This window comes from Pseudoxanthomonas winnipegensis (genome assembly GCF_030322905.1).
Taxonomy (GTDB): domain Bacteria; phylum Pseudomonadota; class Gammaproteobacteria; order Xanthomonadales; family Xanthomonadaceae; genus Pseudoxanthomonas_A; species Pseudoxanthomonas_A winnipegensis.
Genome location: NZ_CP095475.1, coordinates 886,538 through 907,651, shown reverse-complemented (window position 1 = coordinate 907,651; position 21,114 = coordinate 886,538). Strand labels below are relative to the sequence as shown.

Annotated in this window: 16 protein-coding genes; 3 read left to right on the top strand and 13 right to left on the bottom strand. The window is 68.9% G+C overall.

The window, feature by feature from the left end; all coding sequences use genetic code 11:
* The first annotated feature begins 246 nt into the window (after positions 1-246).
* Complete coding sequence (locus tag MWN52_RS03865; RefSeq protein ID WP_286576691.1) at positions 247-1,827, top strand: hypothetical protein; 1,581 nt, start codon at positions 247-249, stop codon at positions 1,825-1,827.
* A 79-nt stretch (positions 1,828-1,906) separates the two neighbouring features.
* Here MWN52_RS03865 and MWN52_RS03860 read toward each other — a convergent pair whose 3' ends face one another.
* The 5 genes from MWN52_RS03860 to MWN52_RS03840 form a co-directional block, all read right to left on the bottom strand.
* On the bottom strand, positions 1,907-3,130 hold the full coding sequence (locus MWN52_RS03860; RefSeq protein WP_131660157.1) for a pyridoxal phosphate-dependent aminotransferase: 1,224 nt from the start codon (positions 3,128-3,130) through the stop codon (positions 1,907-1,909).
* Between the two features lie 22 nt (positions 3,131-3,152).
* The gene (locus tag MWN52_RS03855) at positions 3,153-3,647 is read right to left on the bottom strand and encodes a RidA family protein (protein WP_171044694.1); all 495 of its coding nucleotides are present in this window, start codon (positions 3,645-3,647) and stop codon (positions 3,153-3,155) included.
* Positions 3,648-3,684: 37 nt separating this feature from the next.
* A complete protein-coding gene (locus MWN52_RS03850; RefSeq protein ID WP_130515651.1) occupies positions 3,685-4,152 on the bottom strand; it encodes a c-type cytochrome in 468 nt (155 codons plus the stop codon).
* Positions 4,149-5,735: a flavin monoamine oxidase family protein gene (locus MWN52_RS03845; RefSeq protein WP_130516213.1), complete on the bottom strand. Its 1,587-nt coding sequence runs from the start codon at positions 5,733-5,735 to the stop codon at positions 4,149-4,151. Before MWN52_RS03845 ends, MWN52_RS03850 begins: the two co-directional genes overlap by 4 nt.
* A 135-nt stretch (positions 5,736-5,870) precedes the next feature.
* Entirely contained in the window at positions 5,871-8,651 is a 2,781-nt protein-coding gene (locus tag MWN52_RS03840) for a TonB-dependent receptor plug domain-containing protein (protein ID WP_286576688.1), read from the bottom strand.
* A 264-nt stretch (positions 8,652-8,915) separates the two neighbouring features.
* On the opposite strand from MWN52_RS03840, the gene MWN52_RS03835 reads away from it, so the two are divergent.
* Positions 8,916-9,575 carry an HAD-IA family hydrolase gene (locus MWN52_RS03835; protein WP_130561188.1) on the top strand — a complete coding sequence of 220 codons (660 nt, stop codon included), beginning with the start codon at positions 8,916-8,918 and terminating at the stop codon, positions 9,573-9,575.
* A 537-nt stretch (positions 9,576-10,112) separates the two neighbouring features.
* On the opposite strand, the gene MWN52_RS03830 is transcribed toward MWN52_RS03835, so the two are convergent.
* Both MWN52_RS03830 and MWN52_RS03825 read right to left on the bottom strand, forming a co-directional pair.
* Positions 10,113-10,691: a YceI family protein gene (locus MWN52_RS03830; RefSeq protein ID WP_130515646.1), complete on the bottom strand. Its 579-nt coding sequence runs from the start codon at positions 10,689-10,691 to the stop codon at positions 10,113-10,115.
* Between the two features lie 80 nt (positions 10,692-10,771).
* Entirely contained in the window at positions 10,772-11,362 is a 591-nt protein-coding gene (locus MWN52_RS03825; protein ID WP_286576687.1) for a malonic semialdehyde reductase, read from the bottom strand.
* Positions 11,363-11,533: 171 nt separating this feature from the next.
* On the opposite strand from MWN52_RS03825, the gene MWN52_RS03820 reads away from it, so the two are divergent.
* Positions 11,534-12,502: a mitochondrial fission ELM1 family protein gene (locus MWN52_RS03820; RefSeq protein WP_286576686.1), complete on the top strand. Its 969-nt coding sequence runs from the start codon at positions 11,534-11,536 to the stop codon at positions 12,500-12,502.
* Positions 12,503-13,016: 514 nt separating this feature from the next.
* Here MWN52_RS03820 and glnE read toward each other — a convergent pair.
* The 6 genes from glnE to mltB all read right to left on the bottom strand — a co-directional run bounded on the left by glnE (position 13,017) and on the right by mltB (position 21,082).
* A complete protein-coding gene (gene glnE, locus MWN52_RS03815) occupies positions 13,017-15,854 on the bottom strand; it encodes a bifunctional [glutamate--ammonia ligase]-adenylyl-L-tyrosine phosphorylase/[glutamate--ammonia-ligase] adenylyltransferase (protein WP_286576685.1) in 2,838 nt (945 codons plus the stop codon).
* A gap of 208 nt (positions 15,855-16,062) precedes the next feature.
* Positions 16,063-16,791, bottom strand: coding sequence for a lipoyl(octanoyl) transferase LipB (lipB, locus tag MWN52_RS03810; protein WP_286576684.1), 729 nt, complete (start codon positions 16,789-16,791; stop codon positions 16,063-16,065).
* On the bottom strand, positions 16,779-17,057 hold the full coding sequence (locus tag MWN52_RS03805) for a DUF493 family protein (protein ID WP_130515636.1): 279 nt from the start codon (positions 17,055-17,057) through the stop codon (positions 16,779-16,781). Before MWN52_RS03805 ends, lipB begins: the two co-directional genes overlap by 13 nt.
* Before the next feature lie 176 nt (positions 17,058-17,233).
* Positions 17,234-18,433, bottom strand: a complete 1,200-nt coding sequence (locus MWN52_RS03800; protein WP_286576682.1) for a D-alanyl-D-alanine carboxypeptidase family protein — start codon at positions 18,431-18,433, stop codon at positions 17,234-17,236.
* A gap of 73 nt (positions 18,434-18,506) precedes the next feature.
* Positions 18,507-19,922, bottom strand: coding sequence for a septal ring lytic transglycosylase RlpA family protein (locus tag MWN52_RS03795; RefSeq protein WP_286576680.1), 1,416 nt, complete (start codon positions 19,920-19,922; stop codon positions 18,507-18,509).
* Positions 19,919-21,082: a lytic murein transglycosylase B gene (gene mltB / locus MWN52_RS03790; protein ID WP_286576679.1), complete on the bottom strand. Its 1,164-nt coding sequence runs from the start codon at positions 21,080-21,082 to the stop codon at positions 19,919-19,921. Before mltB ends, MWN52_RS03795 begins: the two co-directional genes overlap by 4 nt.
* Positions 21,083-21,114 lie beyond the last annotated feature (32 nt).

Sequence of the window (21,114 nt, the reverse complement as noted above, 5' to 3'; positions counted from 1 at the left end):
ACCGCGCGGAAGGCGACACCCGGAAACATACATGCCACGTCGCCCAAGGAGCGACGGCGTCGACTGATGCCGCTCGACCTTGAGCGCTTGGCCCTCTTCACCCGACGATTGACTTGCGCAGCTTGGAGATCTACCAAAGCTTCTCCGGCTACGAGGACGTGGTGACAGGTCGCTCATTTCCTGGCTGTAGCGAAGAGAGCGAAACATGGACTCAGGCCACAGCGCCGACAGGCAAGGACTAGCACGATGAATGAGACACACGACATGGACGACCAAGCGGTGGCGGATGGAACGGTCACCCGCCAGGATTTGAGCGCCTCGATCTATTCCACTGTCGCGGAAGCTCAACAGGGTTTGATCGATGTCGGAATCATCAACCCAAAGAGACTGGTCGACAAGCTGAAATACGATGGCATCGCGTCCGCGAGATCGTACGGCATCCTTGGAGATGGCTCTGATCAGACCGCACTCATCAACTCTGTCCTGAATCTTGGCAAGCCGGTCTATTTTCCGGAAGGGAACTATGCGTGCTTCGATCAGCTGGTAGTCCCAAGCGGAGGAGGCATCATCGGATGTGGGGAGAAGACCCGATTCGTTAGGAATTTCAGCGCTGGCAAAGCCGTTATCGCGTATGCCGGAAGCGGCGGAGATGTTGGCCAGCAGCCATGGTTCCGACGTTTCTCCATCACCAGCGCGGCCAACCAGTCGATTGCTGAGAACGACAACGGCCTTGAGATCGGCATTGCGGCGCCCTGGGGAGGACGCGGCGAGGTTTCCGACATCACGATCGTCGGGCAGTTCGACGGATTCAAATGGAAAGGTGGCACCACCACGTCCTTTAGCGCGGTTCGCTGTTATGAGAACAAGCGGCACGGCTTTTTCGGAGTGAACCCCCGTGGGGAACTGATCGAATGCCATGCCGAATACAACCGCGGCAACGGATACTATGTCCTTGCAAGCAGCGCTGGTGAGACAGGCATTCGCGTCATCAACTGCGGCACATTCTGCAATCAGGAATTTGGGCTGCAGGCGGACGCTTCGATCCCCGAAGGCGGGGCGAATGTGTGGCTGATCGGTCGCTTTTCGTCCTCATTCGACGGCAGGGGCGGAATACTCTCCATCAAGCCCATCACGCAGTTCCTATGGGACAAACTCTTTATCGAGTACGCGGGCTATTCCCGCAACTTCCGTCCTGATTTTGCCGACTACCCTGATGCCAAGGGCATCACCCTCTCCGGACCGGCTACGGAAAGAGTGGCCGGCAGTGATCTGGAGATTTACAACTGCCGCGGGCAAGGAATGCTCATAGACAATGCCGATGTCCAGTTGTCGGGCATTACGAAGATCGTCAACAATGGCAGGGGCAACGGGTCTGGCGCCGACCGTGTGGGGCTGGGCGTTCAGAACGCCGCTCGCGTATTTGTTCAATCGCTTTATACGGAAGCGCACAAGTCCTCGACGTCGCAGACGACCGACGTCGCCGCGAATACGCCAGATTGCTTGCTGGAGATCGGGGAAACGGACAGCAGGACCGTTTACAACACAGGAGCCATCGTTTCCTGGGTTGGATGGAGGAAAAATCTGGAAGCCGTGACCATACCTGCTGCTTCGACGCTCTCGATTCCGGGCTATGCGAAGCGGGTGACTGTGACCGGCGGAACCACCATCGACGCCGCGACGGCGACTTGGCCCGGCCATGAGATCGTTGTTTATTGCGAGGCCGCTCCGAACATCTCAAACGGCAACAACTTAAGAAAGCAGACTGTCGCTCCCGCAAAGATCAGTCGATGGACCTGCGATGGTGCGAATTGGTGGATCTCGAGTTGACGCGATCTCAGACCGCAGCCGGTTGAAAAAAAGCTGGCCACCAAGGTGGCCAGCTTATTGTTTTTCCAGCGCGTGAAGATCAGACCAGGGTCAGGCTGCCGTCGCGGCGTTCGTCGCTGAGCATCGCGGTCTTGACGTCCAGCGGACCCATCTGCCCGGCCATGACCTTGGCGAAGGCGTCCTTGAATCGCGCCATTTCCGCCGGCGTGCCCACGGTGATGCGCGACCAGGTCGGCCACACCGCCCAGGCGCGACCGACGAAGACGCCGTAGGTGGCCATGGCCTTCATGAACTCCGGCGCCGGGCGCTTGACGTCGACCATGAAGCAGTTGCTTTCCGAGGTCGTGCAGGGATAACCCTGCGCGGTCAGCCAGGTGGTGACCTCATCGCGCAACACGGTGTTGGCGTTGCGCCGCTGCGGGACCAGCTGCGGATCGCGCAGGCTGGCCAGGCCGGCCGCGGCGGCGGTCACCGGCAGCGAGTTGAAGCCGTAGTAGGTCAGCTTGGCCAACAGGTCCGGGCGGGCGGCCGCATAGCCCAGGCGGATGCCGGCCATGCCGTAGAGCTTGGAGAAGGTGCGCAGCACCACCACGTCTTCGCCCTTGGCCACCAGGTCCACCCCGCTGACCGCGTTGGGCGAGAGGTGGATGTAGGCCTCGTCCAGCACCAGGATGCTGCCCTTGGGCTTGTTGGCCAGGGCGTACTCGATGTCCTTGCGCGTGGTCAGCGAGCCGGTGGGATTGTTGGGATTGCAGATGTAGAGCATGCCGGCGCTGGCGTCGGCGGCGCACATGGCCTGCACGTCGTGGCTGTAGTCCTTGCGCAGCGGCAGCTTGTGCACCGGCGCCTTGATCGCGTCGGCCACCCGCCAGGCCTGCTCGAAAGTGGGGTCGGCGGTGACCAGCGCCGCGCTCGGCGAGGTGAAGGCCATCACCGTGTACTGCAGCGGCGGGGTCGAGCCGGCGTAGGGCACGATGTTTTCCGGCTTGAGGCCGAGCTGGCTGGCTAGCTCGCCGACCAGCTCGGTCTGCAGATCGCCCAGGTAGCGACCGCCCTGCGGGGCGATGCCGTCGATGGCCTTGAGCGCCGCCGGGCTGGGGCCGTAGGGGTTCTCGTTGGCGTTGATGTAGACCGGCGCCAGGCCCGCGGCGGCCGAGGCCGCCGGGTCGACCTTCAGGCGCTTGCGCGACTGGTTCTGGGCCAGGGCCAGGCCGGACAGGGACAGCAGGGGTGCGCCGACGCCCGCACCGGCGGCCAGGGCGGAACCACGCAGGAAACCACGACGGGAGAGCGGCTGCTTCATGGGAACGATTCCTCGATCGGGATCAGGGACGGACGGCGACGACTTCGATTTCGATGCGCATGCCCGGATTGCCCAGGGCGGCGATCTGGAAGGCCGAGCGCGCCGGCAGGTTCATCTGCTTGGCGTCCTTGCCGAAGAACTGGGTATAGCCCTCCATGAAGCCCTTGAAGTCCATCTTGCCGCCGTTCTCCGGGCCGCCGACCAGGAAGGCCTGCATCTTGACTACGTCCTTCATGCCCAGCCCCATGCCTTCGAGCTGCTGCTTGATCTGGGTGAGCACGCTGATGGTCTGGGTCTTGGTGTCGCCGAAGGCCTCCATCGAGTCCTTGGGCGCGGCCGGGTCGGCCACGGCCGGCACCTTGCCGCTGAGGTAGATGGTGGTCTTGCCGGCCGGGATCTCCACGGCCGAGGCGATCGGGAAGTCGCTGCCGGGGATGGCGTAGCGCTTGACGTCGGCGGCGTGGGCCGACAGCGCCAGCGGCGCGGCCAGCAGGAACAGGGACAGGCGGCGGGACAGGGTCATGGTGGCTCCTGGGATCTTCATGGAAAGGATGTCAGTCGTCTTGCTCGGGCGTGGCCGTACTCGCCAGCGAGGCGCGCAGCGCCTTGACGTCGGCCTCGCTCACCGCATCGTCGTACTGGTTGCCGAAATGGGTGCGCACGTAGGTGGTGACCTGCGCGATCTGCCCGTCGCTGAGCATAGGACCGAAGCCCGGCATGGCGCCATGGCCGTTCAACACCATCATTTCCACGTACGGCGCCGCGCCCAGCTTGGGGTTGCCCGCCAGCGCGGGGTATTCGCCCGCGCCGCGCGCGCCCTGCCCGGCCGGCATATGGCAGCCGGCGCAGATGGTGGCGTACACCTGGGCGCCGTCGGCGTGCGAGAAATCACGCGTCTGCAGCAGGCCGGTAGCGTCCGAGGTCTGCGCCTGCGCGCCTGGTGCCCACAGCGCCGGCAGGGCCAGCGCGGAAGCGGCCAGCGTTAGCGCGCCGCCGAAGCGGTACCACGTGCGGCGGCTCATGCCCGGCCTCCGGTCGCCATGACCTTGGCATGCAGGCGGCCGATGACATCGTGCGCGGACAGCACCGCGCCCTCCTGCCAGGCCGGGATGTAGGAGATGTGTTCGCCGGCCATGGCGATGCGGCCGTCGATCTGCGTGGCCGCGGCGTAGTGCTTGGCGCGCAGGGCTTCGTCCCACTGGCCGAAACAGCCGTGGTTGCTGGGCACGCGATGCCAGGCCACCGACACACCGTTGTCGAACTCGGCCGGGTACTGCGGATGGATCTGGCTGCCGAAGGCCACCGCGCGGCGCACGCGCTCGGCCGGGCTGTGCGAGGTGAAGTCGTAGGCGTCCAGGCCCCAGATGTAGGCGCCCAGCAGCACGCCCTTGCCCGCGGCGTGGAAGCCGGTGCTGGGATAGCTGATGTTGGTGATCGGCAGGTTGGTGTAGCTGATGCCGCCGTAGATGTTGTCGTCCTCTTCCCAGAAGCGGCGCTTGAACTGCAGGCCCACCTTGACCGAGGAGGCGTAGGGCAGATTGGTGATCGCCTCGGTCATGGCCGGGCCGACCTTGACCGGGATGCGGCTGAGCACCGAGAAGGGAATGGTGCAGATGCACCAGTCGGCCTTGGCGACCTGCTTGTTGCCCGGCGCGCCGGTGTCCTCGTAGGTGACGCTGACGCCGTGGTCGTCCTGGTCGATGTCCACGACCTTGGCGTTGTACTGGATCACGCCCGGGCCCAGCTCGCGGGCGAAGGCCTTGCCGACCATGTCCATGCCGCCGACCGGCTGGAACATGGCGGTCTGCATCTCGATGTTCTTGCCGGCCGCCAGCTGGTTCCACAGGTGCGAGCCCAGCACGTCCTGCAGCGACATCGGCTTGGAGAACTCCGGCTTGCCCGACACGCCGCCGCCGGGGTACTTGGCGAAGCCGCGGCGCATGCTGCTGATGTCGCTGGTGGTGTAGGCGAAGTTCTTGTCCAGCGCGCCCCAGCTGCGCAGCGATTCGAGCAGCAGCTCCTGGTCCTCCTTGGTGACCAGCTTGTCCAGCGCGCCCTGGCGGGTGATCTTGGCCAGCAGCTCGGAGACGTTGCCCTGGTAGTCGGCATCGATCTCGCGGAAGCGCTGCGGCTTGCCGCCAAAGGCGTTGGTGTTGTGCAGGTAGGCGTTGTAGTTGACCTGGACGAAGGACTCCAGCGCCACGCCGAACTGCTTGCAGTAGGCCAGCATCGCGCGGTGATGATGAGGGATGCGCCACGGACCGGGATTGATGTAAAGGCCGGGATCGAAGCCGCAATGCTGCGTCTCGCCGCCCAGCTCGGTATAGGTGTCGCCGCCGCGCAGGGTCCAGTTGCGACCGCCGGGACGGGCGTTGTACTCGAGGATCTTGACCTTGTAGCCGGCCTTGCGCAGCTCGTAGGCCGCGCTCATGCCGGCCAGGCCCGCGCCCAGGATCAGCACGGTGGCGCCCTTGGGATTGCCCTGCAGCTTGACCGGGCCGGCGTAGCCCGAATCGGCGGCGAACCCCAGGCTGGTCATCGCCTGGTACATCATCGTGCCGCCGGCGGCCAGGCCGATGCGGCCCAGCAGCTGGCGACGGGTCATGCCGTTACGAACACTGTCTTGCATGTCTGACTCGTCTGCGTGGCCGCCGAAGCGGCCTGTTTCGGGAGAACGCGGAAACGCACCCGCGCAAGGCACCGCCGATGCGCGCAACAGGCGCGCACCGGCGGGTTTGGATCAGAAGCGGTAGGTGAGCTTGGCGTAGTAGCGCGCGCCGAAGTAGCCGATCGGGCTGCCGCTGAAGCCGGCGTAGTTGCTGCTGGCGATGTACTCGTTGTTGCCGTTCTGGTAGTTGGCCACGTCGTAGTTCCACACCGCCGACGGGATCTTGTCGGGGTACTTGTTGAACACGTTGTCGCCGCCCACGCTCAGGGTCCAGCTGTCGGTGGGCTTGAAGCTCAGGTCGAAGCCGGTGGTGGCCATCGTGCCGAGCTTGAGCTTGTAGTACTCGCCGCCGCCCAGGGTGATCACGTCCAGCTGGTCGGCCAGGCTCTCATAGCCGGCCAGGCTGTTGACCTGGGTCTGCGGGCCGTAGATCGACTCGCGCAGGGTGAGGGTGAACTTCTGCCAGTTGAAGGTCGCCGCCAGGTTGACGCGGAACTTCGGGCTGGCGTGCTCGATGTCGTAGATGTTGGCTTCGGTGAACAGCGGGATGGTCTCGAAGCCCGGCACGCGGCCGGCCCGGGTCACCTCGGTCTTGTTGTAGTTGGCCGCCAGCAGCCAGTCGATCGAGCCCCAGGACATGTCGCTGGTGTAGTTGGTCACCCAGTCCACGCCGGTGGTCTTGGTGTCCAGCACGTTGCTGAGGAAGCTCAGGTTGATGTTGGCGCGCGCGGTCTGGTCGAAGCTGCCGCCCGGCGCGGACGGGTCGTTGGCGTTGCTGATGAAGCCGCCGGCGACCAGGGCGTTGCCCAGGATCTGGTTGTAGTTGTCGTCCGGAACGCCGTCGCCGTCGGTGTCGGCCGGATCGGGCAGGTCGGCGTTCCAGCGGCCCGTGGTGCGGCCGGTGCGGGTGGCCGCCGACTGCGCCTGCGAATAGGCGAAGGAGCCCATGTAGGTGCGGTCGGAGATCTTGATCTGGTAGGCGTCCAGGGTCGAGGTCAGGTTGGGCAGCGGCGAGAACACCAGGCCCAGCGAGAAGTTCGTGCTGGTCTCCGGCTTCAGGCCGTTGCCGACCGAGGCGCCGGCCAGCGTGGCGGTCGCGCCGGTCGGGCTGACCTGGATGGCGGTGTAGTAGTTCTCACCCATGTTCGGCGCGCGGAAGCCGGTGCTGGCCGTGCCGCGGATGGCGAAGGTGTCGGAGAAGTCGTAGCGGGTGGTGAACTTGCCGATCGCCTTGCTGCCGAAGTCGCTGTACTTCTCGTAGCGACCGGCGATGTCCACCAGCCAGGCATCGACCGGGTAGAGGATCACGTCGGCGAACACCGCCTGGCTGTGGCGCGAGTAGTCGCCGGCCGAGAGGGGGTTGTAGCCCGGGAAGGACGAGGCGCCGGCGCCGTAGTAGGAGGCCGGCTCGCCGGCTTCGATGCCGTAGCCGTCGCGGCGGTAGTTCAGGCCGGCGTTCAGGGTCAGCGGGCCGCCGCTCAGGCCGATGTCGAAGTCCTTGGTGACGCTGGCGTTGGTATCCCACTGGGTGCTGTAGAAGGTGCCGTCGTAGAAGTTCTCCGGCGAGCTGCCGGTGGCCTGCCACAGCGAGAAGTTCATCGAGTTGACGGTGTAGACGTCCATCTCGTTGCGGCCGTACTCGGTCGAGATGTCCCACATCCAGCCGTCGGCGAAATCGCCCTTCAGGCCTGCGGTGATGTCGTAGTCCTTCTCCTCCGAGCGCTCGGACGGATTGAAGCCGTAGGCGTACTTGTGCTTGACCTCACCGGTGGTCGGATCGGTGTAGCCACCGTCCTGCGAGGGACGGCGATAGTTCTCCTCGGACTGGGCGGTCTTCTTGCCGTAGCTGCCGAAGGCGTAGAACTCCAGGCCGTCGCCGAAGTCGTAGCCGGCGTTGAACATGGCGATCTTGCGGTGAATCTCGGGCGGGTTCAGCCAGGCGTTGAGGCCGGGGAAGCGCTTGTTGAGCAGCGCGCCCTGGTCGTTGGCCAGGCGGCTGAGCAGGTCCGAGCGACCGTTGGCGGTGGCGTAGGCGCGGCACGCGTCCTGGTTGAGCAGGCAGTTGGCGTAGCTGGGGTTGGAGAAGCGGTAGACCGACTCGCGGTTCTCGGCCTCGACACTGATGCTGACGAAGCCGTTGTCGCCGCCCAGGCCGATGTTGCCGCCCCACGAATCGGTGCCGCCACCGCCATCGGAATAGCCGGCATAGCCGGCGTTGAACTCGCCGCCGGAGGAGTTCTTCTTCAGGATGATGTTGATCACGCCGGCGATGGCGTCCGAGCCGTACAGCGCCGCGGCGCCGTCGGTCAGCACTTCGACATGGTCGATCGCCGACTGCGGGATGAAGGACAGGTCGGTGGCCATCTCGCCGCTGCCGGCCACGCCGAAGTTGGAGGTGACGTGGCGGCGCTTGCCGTTGACCAGCACCAGGGTGTGATTGGCGGTCAGGCCACGCATGGAGGCGGTCAGGGTCTGGCTGGCCATGTCGCCGCCGACCTGGGAGGCGTTGTACGAGGGCACCTGGTTGGCGATGGCGTTCATCAGGTCGGGCGCGGCGGTTTTGGACAGCGCTTCGGCGCTGACCAGCTGGATCGGCGCCGGGCTGTCGGTCACGGCCATGTTGGCCTTGCGCGTACCGGTGGAGATGACGCTGACGGCGTCCAGGGTCTTGGCCTGGGGCTCGGCCGGCGCCTCGTCGGCGGCGGGCGCCGCGGGCAGGTCGGCGGCGCTGGCCGCCTGGACCGCCAGGCCGAGCAGCATGGCAGAGGACAGGCCACGCAGGCTTGCACGGGAGGGGGCGAGGGAAGCCGCGACGGCGACGGCGAGGGAATGGCGGGTGAAGCGACTGCGCATGACCTGGACTCCTTGCAAGGCGGAATAGGTAAAGCGAGGTGGGGGGGTGGGGCGCAGGGCGGCGCAACGGCCCCCTTGACCGTGCGGCGTGCGGGAAGGCGACGCCCTGCGTTGACACGAAGCTAACCTCAGCTGTCACCCCGGCCATCTCCCGTGACGGGTGAGTGGCGCCTTGGTGGGTAGGCGGGGACAGGAATTGGGACAACCTCGGCCCACCCGCCCGGAGGCGGCTATGCTCGGCAGCTCGCTCCGATCGGCCTGTTCATGTTGTCCACACCCCAACCCCGCTCCCGGCCACGCCCGTTCCGCCAGCCCAGGCTGGTGCTGTTCGATCTGGACGACGTGCTGGCGCGCTACGACCGCCGCCTGCGCCTGTGCGAGCTGGCGCGCCGCAGCGGCACCACGCCGGGCGCGGTGCAGGCGGCGCTGTTCGACTCGGGGCTGGAACACGAGTCGGACGTCGGTCTGTGGCGGCCGGTGGACTATGCCGACGAGCTCTCGCGCCGCCTGGGCGCGCGGCTGACGCTGGAGGACTGCATCGCCGCGCGCGCGCTGGCCACGCCGGCCGATCCGGCGATGGTGGCGCTGGCCGGGGCGGTGTCGCGGCAGGCGGCGGTGGCGATCTTCACCAACAACGGGCCGTTCCTGACGCTGCACCTGGGGCGCATCTGTCCGCCGCTGTTCCCGCTGTTCGCCGACCGGGTCGTGGGCGCGGGCGATGTCGGCATCGCCAAGCCTTCGCCGGAGGCCTACCTGCGTGCGCTCGCGCTGCTGGATGCGGCGCCGGCCGAGACGCTGTTCATCGACGACCGCGACGAGAACGTCAACGGCGCCCGCGCGGCGGGACTGGACGCGCTGGGCTTCTCGAGCGCCGCCACCCTGCGGCGCGCACTGGCGCTGTACGGGCTGGAAACCGGCGCCTGAAAGAGCTCCTCCGAAGCGGTTCGCCCCATGTGGGAGCAACTGTCTCCTTAAATCTCGCAGCGGCCTGCCTGTAGAGCGGAGCTTGCTCCGCTGCTCTTCGTTCGGTTCGTGGGGAAAGCCCCAGCGGAGCAAGCTCCGCTCTACACGTGGGAGCCGCCATGGCGGCGATGGGGCTTTCCCGGCGAAACCTTTCGCCATTGGTCAAAGCGACCACAAGGCCAGCGCTCACGCTGGGGTGTTGCTCACTTCGAAAGGGCGGCGGTTCGAGTCGGAAGGCTTCGGTTTGACCCCCCTCCCTTGCGCGTAGCGCAGGGGAGCTCGAAGTCGCGGCTAGCGACTGAGGGGGAGGGATCGGGGCTTTACCGGGCAACCCACCGAAGCAAAAGCACCCCACCCCGGCCCTCACCTTCGCCTGCGGCGAAAGGGAGGGGGCAGAGCGCTGTTCACCGAGCGAAGCACCCAAAAGAAAAAAGCCGCCGGGACATCCCCAGCGGCTTCCGTGCTTGCGCAAGACGCGGCCGAGGCGGCCGCGCGGGCTTACTTGGCCTTGGCCGCGTCGGCCTCGGTGGTGATGTGCAGCTTGACCTCGTCGCTGACCATCGGCGCGTAGGCGCCGACGCCGAAGTCCGAACGCTTGACCGTGGCGGTGGCGTCGAAGCCGATCGACTGCACCTTCTTCATCGCGTGCTCGCCGGCCTTGTTCAGGGTCACGTCCAGCACGACGGGCTTGGTGATGCCCTTGATGGTCAGGTCGCCGGTCACCTTGAGCTTGTCCTTGCCGGTCGACTGGACCTTGGTGGACTTGAAGGTGGCGGTGGGGAACTTGGCGGCGTCGAAGAAATCCGAGCCGGCCAGGTGCTCGTTCAACTTGGGCACGAAGCTTTCCAGGCCCGACAGCGGCAGGGTCACCTGCACGCTGGAGGCGGCCACGTTGGCCGGATCGTAGGTCAGCGTGCCGTCGACGTTGCCGAAGTGGGCGCTGGGGTTGGAGAAGCCGAAGTGGTTCCAGGTGGCGATCACATCGGTGTGGCCCGGGTCGAGCTTGTAGGTGGTCGGGGCGGCGAAGGCCGGGGCGACCAGGGCCGACAGGGCGGCGGCGAGCAAGAACTTGCGCATGCGAGGAACTCCTTGGTGGTGTGGCGCTAAGGGAACAGCGGTGGCGTTGGAGCCGGGTGAATCGCAAACCGGCCGCGGCATCAGATGATGCGCGCGGCCTCGTCGAAGGACAGCCGGGGCAGGCGCGGATGCAGCGCGGACGCATCGCCATAGCCCAGGTTGACCAGGAAGCTGGCGCGCAGCGAGGTGCCGGCGAAGAAGGCCTCGTCGGCCTTGGCCGCGTCGAAGCCGGACATCGGGCCCGCATCCAGGCCCAGCGCGCGGGCGGCCAGGATCAGATAGGCGCCCTGCAGCACGGCGCTGAGCAGGGCCGGCTCGCGGCGGGCCTCCTGCGGGCCGTCGAACCAGGCCTTGGCATCGGTATGCGGGTAGAGCTTGGGCAGGTGCTCGTGGAAATCCAGGTCGTACGCCACGATCACGGTCACCGGCGCGGCCATGGTCTTGTCCACGTTGCCCGGGGCGAGCGAGGGCTTGAGCTTGGCCTTGGCCTCGGGCGAGCGGACGAAGACGAAGCGCGCCGGGGTGCTGTTGGCGCCGGTCGGGCCCCACTTGAGCAGGTCGTAGAGCGCGTGCAGCGTCTGATCGGTGACCGGCTGGTCGGTGAAGGCGCTGTAGGTGCGCGCGCTGCGGAACAGCTGATCCAGCGCGGCGGCATCGAGGGACTGCGACATCGGAACCACTCCATCAGAGCAAGGGGGTACGTACGCCGAACCAGCGCGACGACCGGGCGCAGTGTAGGGTGCGACCACCCCGGCGACACCAAGGGGACCCGCAACGGATTGTTTTGGGTTGCAACATCAATCCCCTCCTGACAGCTTTGTCGGTTTCGTAAAACGTTGCCCATGACGCCCGCGCGCACCTGGACTCTCACCGATGGCCATGCCGGCAACGTGCGCCAGGCCGAGGCGCTGGCGCGGGCCCTTCACCTGACTGCGCAGGCCTGGACGCTGCAGCCGCGCGCGCCGTGGAAGACGCTCGCGCCGCGCCGGCTGCCGGGCGCGGACCAGGCGTTCGGGCCGGGCTTCGCGCAGGCGCTGGCGGCGCCGCCGCGGCTGGCGATCGGCTGCGGGCGCCAGGCGGCCCTGGCCACGCGGCTGCTGCGGGCGCGCGGCGCGCAGGCCGTGCAGATCCTGGATCCGCGCCTCGCCCCGCGGCACTGGGACCTGGTGATCGCGCCGGAACACGATGGCCTGCGCGCGGCCAATGTGCTGACCCTGCTGGGCAGCCTGCATCCGGTCGATGACGCCTGGCTGGCGCAGGCGCGCGCGGACTTCCCGACCCTGGGCGCCCTGCCCGGCCCGCGGACCGCGCTGCTGGTCGGCGGGCCCAGCGCGCATGCGCGGCTGGAAGCGGAGGACCTCGCCTCGATCACCGCCGCGCTCGATGCCGCGCTGCGCGCGCACGGCGGCACGGTGATGGCCACCGTGTCGCGGCGCACGCCGCCGGCACTGGTGGAGGCGCTGCGCCGCCACTACGCCGGCACGCCGCACCTGGTGTGGACCGGCGCGCAGGACGGGCCCAACCCCTACCCCGGCCTGCTCGCTTTCGCCGACCGCATCGTCTGCACCGCAGACTCGGTCAACATGCTGTCCGAGGCCTGCGCCACGTCTGCGCCGGTGTTCGTGCATGCGCCGCAGCGCGTGCGCGGTCGGCCGGCGCAGTTCATCGCCGCCCTGCAGGCGCGCGGGCGCATCGCCGCGCTGGACGGGGGGCTTGCGCCGTTTGCCGTCACCCCGCTGCGCGAGACCGCGCGGATCGCCGCGCTGGTGCGCGAGCGGTTGGTTGGGTGGGATGAGGCGGGCGCTCAGTAACACGCAGCAAGGCATCGCTTTCGCGTGAGGCGCGCGGCTGGCCATGCTGGGTGGGAGCCACTGCCTCCTCAAATCTCGCGGCGGCCTGCCTGTAGCGCGGAGCTTGTGGCAATCCCTTTTCGGGGGACTCCGCTGCGCTTCGTTCGGTGCGTGGGGAAGGCCCCAGCGGAGCGAGCTCCGCTCTACAGGTGGGAGCCGCCCTTGTGGCCTTTTCGGCCAATGGCGGCGATAGGGCTCTACCGGTAAAGCCCCACCGCCGCCATGGCGGCTCCCACGGGAGAAGCGAACATTTACTGCGTCGCTCAGCAGCCGCTACGTTATGCGACAGCGACTGGGCCGCTTCGCTCAGGCCAGGTCGGGCAAGTTGATGCGCGCGTACTCGACCGGACCGTCGTTCCCACGAACGCGGGAACCCAGGCACTTTCGCGCGGAACGACACAGGCACTGGACTGTCGGACATGCATCCGCCGAACAGCGCTGCCCGCGTGCGCGGGATGACGGAATCTTTGGGCTTTCAGACGTCCTTCCCCGGCGCGAACGCCAGGCCATGCGCCCGACAGGCCGCCGTCACCGCCTGCCGCGCGTGCTCCAGCGCCGGCGTCGGCGCGGTCAGGCGCGGGCGGCGGTCCAGCGTGCACGACAGCCCGGCGGCGAGCAGGGTCGCGTGCGCTTCCAGCAGCGCCGCGCGCTCGCCGGCTTCGAGCAGCCCGGCCTCGGCCAGCGCGGCGATCAGGTCGCGGGTGTTGCGTGCGGCCAGCACGGCCGGATGCGCGGCGGCGTGTTCGAGCACGCGCGCCTGCAGCAGGAATTCCAGATCCACCAGCCCGCCGGCACCCTGCTTCAGATCGAACCGGCCCGGCGCACTGCGATCCAGCTCGGCGCGCATGCGGCCACGCATGTGCACCACGTCCTGAAGCAGCGCCGCCGCCTCGCGCGCCCGGCCCACCGTCTCGGCGCGGATGCGTTCGAAGGCCTCGAGCAGCGCCGCATCGCCGACCACCGGCCGCGCGCGCACCAGCGCCTGATGTTCCCAGGTCCAGGCGCGCTGGCGCTGGTAGTCCTCATAGCTGGCGCGCGAGGTCACCAGCAGGCCCTTGGCGCCGTCCGGGCGCAGGCGCACGTCCACCGCGTAGAGACGGCCGGCGCCGGTCATGGTCTCCAGCAGCGCGACGACCTTCTGCGCCACGCGGGCGTAGTAGCGCCCCGGCTCCAGCGCGCGGGCGCCGCCCGCGTGCGCGGAAACAGGCGCGGAGACCGCATCGGCCGGCGCGTCGTAGAGGAACACCAGGTCCAGGTCCGAGCCGAAGCCCATCTCCAGCCCGCCCAGGCTGCCATAGCCGATCAGCCCGAACTGGCCGCCGGCGACCCGGCCGTGCGCCGCCTCGACCGCGGCCCGCGCCATCGCCAGCACCTGCACGCACACCGCATCGGCCAGCCAGGCCAGCTGCCGCGCCGAATCCTGCGGCGGCTGGCGTGCGTCCAGCGCCGCCAGCGCGATGCGGAAGCTGAAGGCCAGGCGCGTCTCGTTGAGCCGGCGCAGCGCCTGTTCGGGATCGGCGTGCTGGCCCGCTGCCGCGCAGGCGGCCTGCATCGCGGCGCGATCGGGCAAGGGCCCGGCGGCGCGCGCGTCGAGCAGTTCGTCCAGCAGCAGCGGGTACTGGGCCACGCGCTCGGCCAGCCAGGCGCTGCGCGCGACCACATCGACCAGGCGCGCCAGCGCGCTGGGCACCTCGTCCAGCAGCGCCAGATAGCTGGTGCGGCGCAGGATCGACTGCAGCAGCGCCAGGCAGCGCTGCAGGGCGGCATCGGGCAGGTCGGAGGCCGCCGCAGCCTGCAGCATGGCCGGCAGCACGCGCTCCAGCCGCGTGCGAGCGCTGTCGGACAGATGCGCCACGCCCGGCGAGGCGAGGAAATCCTGCAGCCGCGACGCCGACTGCGCGGCATCGGCGAAGCCAGCATCCTCCAGCGCCTGGCTCGCATTGGCGCCATCGAGCATGCGCTGGAACGGCGCCAGCGCCGCGCCGTCCTCGGCGTCCTCCGGCGCGGCCATCAGCGGCGCGAAGGCCGCGCTCACCACCGCGCGCTGCGCCGCCAGCGCGGCGCGCAGCGCGTCGCCGTCCGCATGGCCCAGCCCGCGCGCGATGCGCAGCGCGTCCTGCGGATTGTCCGGCAGCACATGGGTCTGCGCGTCGCGCAGCATCTGCAGGCGGTTCTCCAGCACGCGCAGGAAGCGGTAGGCCTCGCGCAGCGCGGCGCCGGTCTCCGGCGCGAGCAGGCGCGCCTGCACCAGCGCCTGCAGCGCCGCGCGCAGGCCGCGCTGGCGCAGGCGCGCATCGCGGCCGCCGTGCACCAGCTGCAGCGCCTGGGCCAGGAACTCGATCTCGCGGATGCCGCCCGGCCCGCGCTTGATGTCGTCGGCCAGCTCGCGACGCGCGACCTCGGCGGTGATCATCGCCTTCATCGCGCGCAGGCCATCGAGCGCGGTGAAGTCCAGGTAGCGCCGGTACACGAACGGCTGCAGGGTATGCAGCCAGGCCTCGCCGGCGGCGATGTCGCCGGCCACCGCGCGCGCCTTGAGCCAGGCGTAGCGCTCCCAGTCGCGGCCTTCGGTCTGGAAGTAGCGATCCATCGCCGCGAACGACAGCGCCACACGCCCGGCGCTGCCGTAGGGCCGCAGGCGCAGGTCGACGCGGTGGCTGAAGCCTTCGGCGGTGGTCTCGTCCAGCAGCCGCGCCAGCCGCTGCCCCAGGCGGGAGAAGTACTCCTCGGCCGCCAGCGTGCGCGGCCTCCCCGCCTGCGCGGAGACAGGCTCGGACTCGCCGCCGCCGGCGAAGGCGTAGACCAGGTCGATGTCGGAGGAGAAGTTCAGCTCGCCGCCGCCGAGCTTGCCCAGGCCGAAGACCACCAGCCGCACCAGCTGGCCCTGGGCATCGCGCACCACGCCGTGGCGCTGGGCGAATTCCTCCTCCAGCGCGTCCAGCGCGGCATGCAGGCAGGCCTCGGCCAGGGCCGTGCTGCCGGCCAGGATCTCGTCGGCGTCGGCGCCCTCGACCACGTCGCGCCAGATCAGCCTGGTGGATTCGGCTGCGCGGAAGCGGCGCAGCAGCGCCGGCCACTGCGCGGCCGGTGCCTGCCGCAGGTCCGGCGGCGCGAAGGCGGTGGCCGCATCGTCGAGCACTTCTTCCAGCAGCGCCGGCTGCCGGCACAGCGTGTCGATGGCGAAGTCGCTGACCAGCGCCAGCGCTTGGACCGCGGCCCGCGCCTGCGGCTGTTCCAGCGTGGCCTCGAGCTCGGGTACCGCGGCGATCAGGCGGCGCAGGGACGCGGCGACATGGGCTTGCACATCGATCATGGGCGGCAAGTGTGCATCAGCCTGCGTTGCGCATGGCGCGCTATGCCCTGTGGGAGCAACGGTCTCTCAGATCGAGTCGCCGCCTCCTTGTAGAGCGGAGCTTGCTCCGCTGGGGCCTTCCCGACAATCCGGACGAAACGCAGCGGAGTCCCCAAGATGGGATTGCCACAAGCTCCGCTCTACAGGTGGGAGCCGCAGGGCGGTCGCGCTAGGCGGCGTGCGGCGCGGGCACGCTAGGCGGCAAGCTGTCCGCACGCGTCAGCGCCAGGCCGAACTGCGCGGCGATCTTCTCCAGCAGCACCGCCTTGACCGCCTCCATCGAGGACGGGCCGCCCAGGTCGGACAGGGCCACGGTCTGCAGGCCTTCGTAGCCGCAGGGATTGATGCGGTGGAACGGCTCCAGGTCCATGGCGATGTTGAAGCTCAGGCCGTGGAAGGTGCAGCCGCGGCGCACGCGGATGCCCAGCGCGCCGATCTTGGCGCCGGCCACGTACACGCCAGGCGCACCGTCCTTGCGCTCGGCATGGATGTTCCATTCGGCGCAGGTGTCGATGATCGCCTGCTCGATGCGGCATACGTAGTCGCGCACGCCGATCTTCAGCCGCTTCAGGTCCAGCAGCGGATAGAGCACGATCTGGCCCGGCCCGTGGTAGGTCACCTGGCCGCCGCGGTCCACGTGCAGCACCGGGATGTCGCCGGGCGCCAGCACGTGCTCGGGCTTGCCGGCCTGGCCCAGGGTGAACACCGGTTCGTGCTCGACCAGCCACAGCGCGTCGGGCGTGGTCTCGTCGCGCGCGTCGGTGAAGGCCTGCATCGCGCGCCAGACCGGTTCGTAGGGCTGGCGACCCAGTTCGTACACGCTGGCCGGCAGCGGCGCGCGCGCGGCGATGGCCGCATCGCCCTGCGGCGAGGGGCAGGCCGCAGCTAGAGCGTCCACTTCACTTCCGGGTGGCCGCGCAGGGCGCGGTGGGCCGCGTCGTACTGCTCGCGCGAGTCGGCGCGGAAGGCGATGCGTACCGAGACGTACTTGCCGTTGGCCGAGTGCTTCCAGCTCACGCGCTCTTCGAGCACGTCCACGCCGGCGCCGGCCAGCAGGCGCGGCAGTTCGCGCTCCAGTTCGATGCCGGCCCGGCCCATGGCGCTGAGCTCGAAGGTGCCGGGAAACTGGAAGCCGTGTTCGGGATTGTCCGAGGTGATGTCCATCGGCGGATTATCGGGTCGGACCCGCGCAAACCCAAGTCCACCGCGGCCCAGACGCGAAGAAGCCGGCTTGCGCCGGCTTCCTCGTTCCAACATGCGGTCTCATCGTCATGCCCGCGAACGCGGAACTCTCAGACAAAGGCGCCCCGCTCACACGTTTGCGGGCGCCCCGGGTCTGGTCAGACCGATTCCCACCACATCCAGAACGCATCCCACAGCCGGCGGAAGAAGCCGCCCTCCTCGACCGCATTGACCGCCACCAGCGGCGCCTGGGCGATGACCTTGCCATCCAGGCTGACCTTGACGGTGCCGATCTGCTGACCCTGCTTGATCGGCGCCACCAGCTGCTTGGGCACGTCCATCGACGGCTTGAGCTGCTCATAGCGGCCGCGCGGCACGGTCACCAGCAGCGGCGCGGCGACGCCCAGCTGCACCTGGCGCTGGTCGCCCTTCCACACCTTCTGCGTGGCCAGCACCTTGCCCGGCTCGTACAGGCGATGGGTCTCGTAGAAGCGGAAGCCCCAGTTGAGCAGGGCCAGCGAGTCCTCGGCGCGCTGCTTCTCCGACACATCGCCCATGATCACGGTGATCAGGCGCTGGTCGCCGCGCTTGGCCGAATTCATGATGCAGTAGCCGGCCTGCGAGGTATGCCCGGTCTTGATGCCGTCCACGCTCGGGTCGCGCCACAGCAGCAGGTTGCGGTTGGGCTGGGTGATGCCGTTGACCGTCAGTTCCTTGATGCTGTTGTAGGCGTAGGTGTCGGGGTAGTCGCGGATCAGCGCGCGGCCCAGCAGGGCCATGTCGTAGGCGCTGGAGTAGTGACCGTCGGCGGCCAGGCCGTGCACGTCGACGAAGTGGCTGTCCTTCATGCCGATGCGCTGGGCGTAGGCGTTCATCAGCTCGACGAAGGCCTCGGCGCTGCCGGCGGTGTGCTCGGCCAGGGCAATGGCCGCGTCGTTGCCCGACTGCACCACCATGCCCTTTTCCATGTCCTCCAGACGCGCGGTCTGGTTGACCGGGAAGCCGCTGTAGCTGCCGTCGGTGCCGGCACCGCCCTCGCGCCAGGCGCGCTCGCTCATCATGACCTGGTCGTCGCGCGTGATCTTGCCGGCCTTCAGCTCGGCGGCGAGCACATAGGAAGTCATCACCTTGGTCATGCTGGCCGGGGCCAGATGCTCATGGATGTTGTTGCCCGCCAGCACCTGGCCGCTGGCCGCGTCCATCACGACCCAGGCCTTGGCCACGGCCGGCGCCGGCGCGTCGGGGATTTTGATGTCCGGCGGCGGCGCGGTGACGGCGTCGGAAGGCGGCGGCGTCTGGGCGATGGCCGCGCCGAAGGCGACGGTCGCCAGGGCGGCGAAGGCGAAACGGAACTTCATGGAGGACTTACCTTTGCAAAAACGAAGACGAAGAAAGGGGACGCCGGCCGCGACCCGCGCGGCGGCGTGCGGGTCACTCGCGCACGACCTGCGGCCGCGCGAAGCCCAGCCCGGCGATGCGCGCGGCCAGGGCGTCGGCCCCGTCATTGTCCGCTGCGCCGACCCGCACGCGCCACAGGGTCCGACCGCCGGCGATGACATCGCTCAGCGTCGCCGTAGGGATGCCGGCCGCCACCAGCCGGGCCAGGGCGCGCTCGGCATTGTCGCGGCTGGCGAAACTGGCGACCTGCAGCAGCACGGCCATGGCCGACTGGCCATAGGTGCGGTTGCCGGTGCTGGCGGCCGAGGCGACCGGCCGGGCCGGCGCTGGCGCCGGGCGTGCGGCAGGCGCCGCCTCGGCCGCGCCCTTGCCGGCAGCGACGGGCGTCGCCACGGCGACCGCGGTCGCCGGCGCGGGTGCCGGGGCACCGGGCTTGCCGGTGGCCACGTGCACGCCCTGGCTCTTCATCCAGGCCTCGAAGCGGTCGGCGCTGGCCGGCTTCTTGGTATTGGGAATGGTGTAGTAGCGCAGCGAGGGATCGCTCGGCGCCGCCTTGGTGTCCATCGGGGCGGCGGCGGCCACGGCGGCGGCAGGCACCGGCTGTGCCGCGACCGTCGCGGTCCGCGACGCGGCCGGCAGGCCGCCGACCAGCTGATCCATGGCCGAGGGCCTGACCGCGGCCGGCTTGCCGGTGGCGATGGTGGTGGGCACGCCGGTCGCCACGGTGGTGGCCACCGGCCTGCGCACGGTGTTGCGGCTGGCCAGCAGCGCCGGCAGCTTGGGATCGTCCGGATGCAGTGCCTTGACCTCGACCCGGCCCGTGCCGCGCCCGGTGATGCCCAGCTTGACCGCCGCGGCGTAGCTCAGATCGATCACGCGACCATCGTGGAACGGCCCGCGGTCGTTGATGCGCACGATCACGTTCTTGCCGTTGTCCAGGTTGGTCACCAGGGCGAAGCTGGGCAGCGGCAGCGTCTTGTGCGCGGCGGTGAACTGGTACATGTCGTAGACCTCGTGGTTGGAGGTCTTGCGGCCATGGAACTTCTGCCCGTAGTACGAGGCCAGGCCGGTCTCTTCGTAATCGGCGGCGGTATCGAGCACCGTGTAGTTCTTGCCCAGCACGCTGTAGGGCGACTTGTTGCCGTAGTCCGACAGCGGCTCGGCGGCGATGGTCGGCTCGGCGATGCAGTCCACGTCGGGGACTTCGGTGGGCGTGCTGTCCGACACGCCGGGCTTGTACAGCCCGCCGGCGGTGTAGTCGCCGCGCGTGGACGGATCCTCGACCGCCGGGGCGTAACGCCCCAGGCAGCCGGCGGCGACCGCGGCCGGGGCCTTCTCCCCCTTGGGGACGATGATGGTGGCCTCGCCCGGCTTGGCGCCCTTGCTGCGCGGCGCGCTGCTGCACGCCGCCAGGGTCGCCACCAGCGCCAGGAGCAGCCAGATTTTCATGCCGGCGGCAGCGGGCGGCCGGCGATCGCTTCGGAAAGTTGCCATACGGCCATCGCGTACATTTTGGAGTTGTTGTATCGGGTAATGGCGTAGTAATTGCGGAAGCCCAGCCAGTACTGCGGGCCGCTGCTGGTGGACAGGGTCACCGGCGTGGCGGTCTCGCCGGCCGGCACCGGCGCCAGCGGGGTGTAACCGCGCGTGGCCAGCTCGCCCAGCGTCCAGGTCGGGGTCCAGTCGTCGGGGTTGAACTCCACCGCGCCCGGCGCCAGCCGGGCCTGCACGGCCACCGGGCCGCCGCGTTCCCAGCCGTAGGCGCCGCCCTTCTTGACGAAGTAGTTGGCCACCGAGGCGAAGACATCGTCCAGGTCGGTCAGCAGGTCGATGCGGCCATCGCCGTCGCCGTCCACGCCGAAGTCGCGATAGCTGGAGGGCATGAACTGCCCCAGCCCCATCGCCCCGGCGTAGCTGCCAGTGAGCGTGGACAGGTCCAGCCGCTGCTCCTTGGCCAGGGCGAACAGCTGCGCCAGCTCATCGCGGAAGAACAGCTCGCGGCGCGCCTCGTACTGGGCGCGGTCGGGATTGCCGCTGCGCGGATAGCGGAAGGCCAGCGTGTAGAGCGCATCGATCACCGGCGTCTTGCCGGTGTAGCCGCCGTAGCTGGTCTCCACGCCGAGGATAGCCACGATGATCTCGGCCGGCACGCCGGTGCGCTGCTCGACGCGGCTCAGCTGGGCGCGATGCTCGGCCAGGAAGGCCTGCCCGGCGCTGATGCGCGAGGCGGTGATGAAGCGCGGCCGGTATTCGTTCCAGCCGATGGTGCGCTCGGCCGGCTTGGACATCAGCTTGATCGTGTCCTCGCGCCAGTTGGCGCGGGCCAGCGTGGCCTCGATGAAGGCCGGATCCAGGCCGAAGCGCGCGGCGGTGTCGCGGATGAAGTTGGCCCGCGCCACCTCGAAGGGCACCGGGGTCAGGTCCACCGGCGCCGCGTCGGCGCGGCGCTCGACCGAGGTCTCCGCGGGCGCAGGACCGGTCGGCATCGGCGCGGCCGGCGTGGGACGCGGCTGCGGGGCGGTCTGTTTCGGCGGGGTCGAAGGCCTTGGCTGGGTCGCACAGGCGACCAGGCCGAGCGTGAACAGGCAGGCAAGTGCGCGTCGGATCATCGGCGCCGAGATTAGCACGCGATAACGGGAAA

Bases quoted from the DNA above. Each gene is read 5' to 3' on its own strand.
- MWN52_RS03830 (WP_130515646.1), bottom strand. From the start codon at position 10,691: ATGCGCAAGTTCTTGCTCGCCGCCGCCCTGTCGGCCCTGGTCGCCCCG.
- MWN52_RS03820 (WP_286576686.1), top strand. From the start codon at position 11,534: ATGACGCCCGCGCGCACCTGGACTCTCACCGATGGCCATGCCGGCAAC.
- mltB (WP_286576679.1), bottom strand. From the start codon at position 21,082: ATGATCCGACGCGCACTTGCCTGCCTGTTCACGCTCGGCCTGGTCGCC.
- MWN52_RS03825 (WP_286576687.1), bottom strand. From the start codon at position 11,362: ATGTCGCAGTCCCTCGATGCCGCCGCGCTGGATCAGCTGTTCCGCAGC.
- MWN52_RS03860 (WP_131660157.1), bottom strand. From the start codon at position 3,130: ATGAAGCAGCCGCTCTCCCGTCGTGGTTTCCTGCGTGGTTCCGCCCTG.
- MWN52_RS03800 (WP_286576682.1), bottom strand. From the start codon at position 18,433: ATGAAGTTCCGTTTCGCCTTCGCCGCCCTGGCGACCGTCGCCTTCGGC.
- MWN52_RS03835 (WP_130561188.1), top strand. From the start codon at position 8,916: ATGTTGTCCACACCCCAACCCCGCTCCCGGCCACGCCCGTTCCGCCAG.
- MWN52_RS03795 (WP_286576680.1), bottom strand. From the start codon at position 19,922: ATGAAAATCTGGCTGCTCCTGGCGCTGGTGGCGACCCTGGCGGCGTGC.
- MWN52_RS03850 (WP_130515651.1), bottom strand. From the start codon at position 4,152: ATGAGCCGCCGCACGTGGTACCGCTTCGGCGGCGCGCTAACGCTGGCC.
- glnE (WP_286576685.1), bottom strand. From the start codon at position 15,854: ATGATCGATGTGCAAGCCCATGTCGCCGCGTCCCTGCGCCGCCTGATC.
- MWN52_RS03865 (WP_286576691.1), top strand. From the start codon at position 247: ATGAATGAGACACACGACATGGACGACCAAGCGGTGGCGGATGGAACG.
- MWN52_RS03840 (WP_286576688.1), bottom strand. From the start codon at position 8,651: ATGCGCAGTCGCTTCACCCGCCATTCCCTCGCCGTCGCCGTCGCGGCT.
- MWN52_RS03805 (WP_130515636.1), bottom strand. From the start codon at position 17,057: ATGGACATCACCTCGGACAATCCCGAACACGGCTTCCAGTTTCCCGGC.
- MWN52_RS03845 (WP_130516213.1), bottom strand. From the start codon at position 5,735: ATGACCCGTCGCCAGCTGCTGGGCCGCATCGGCCTGGCCGCCGGCGGC.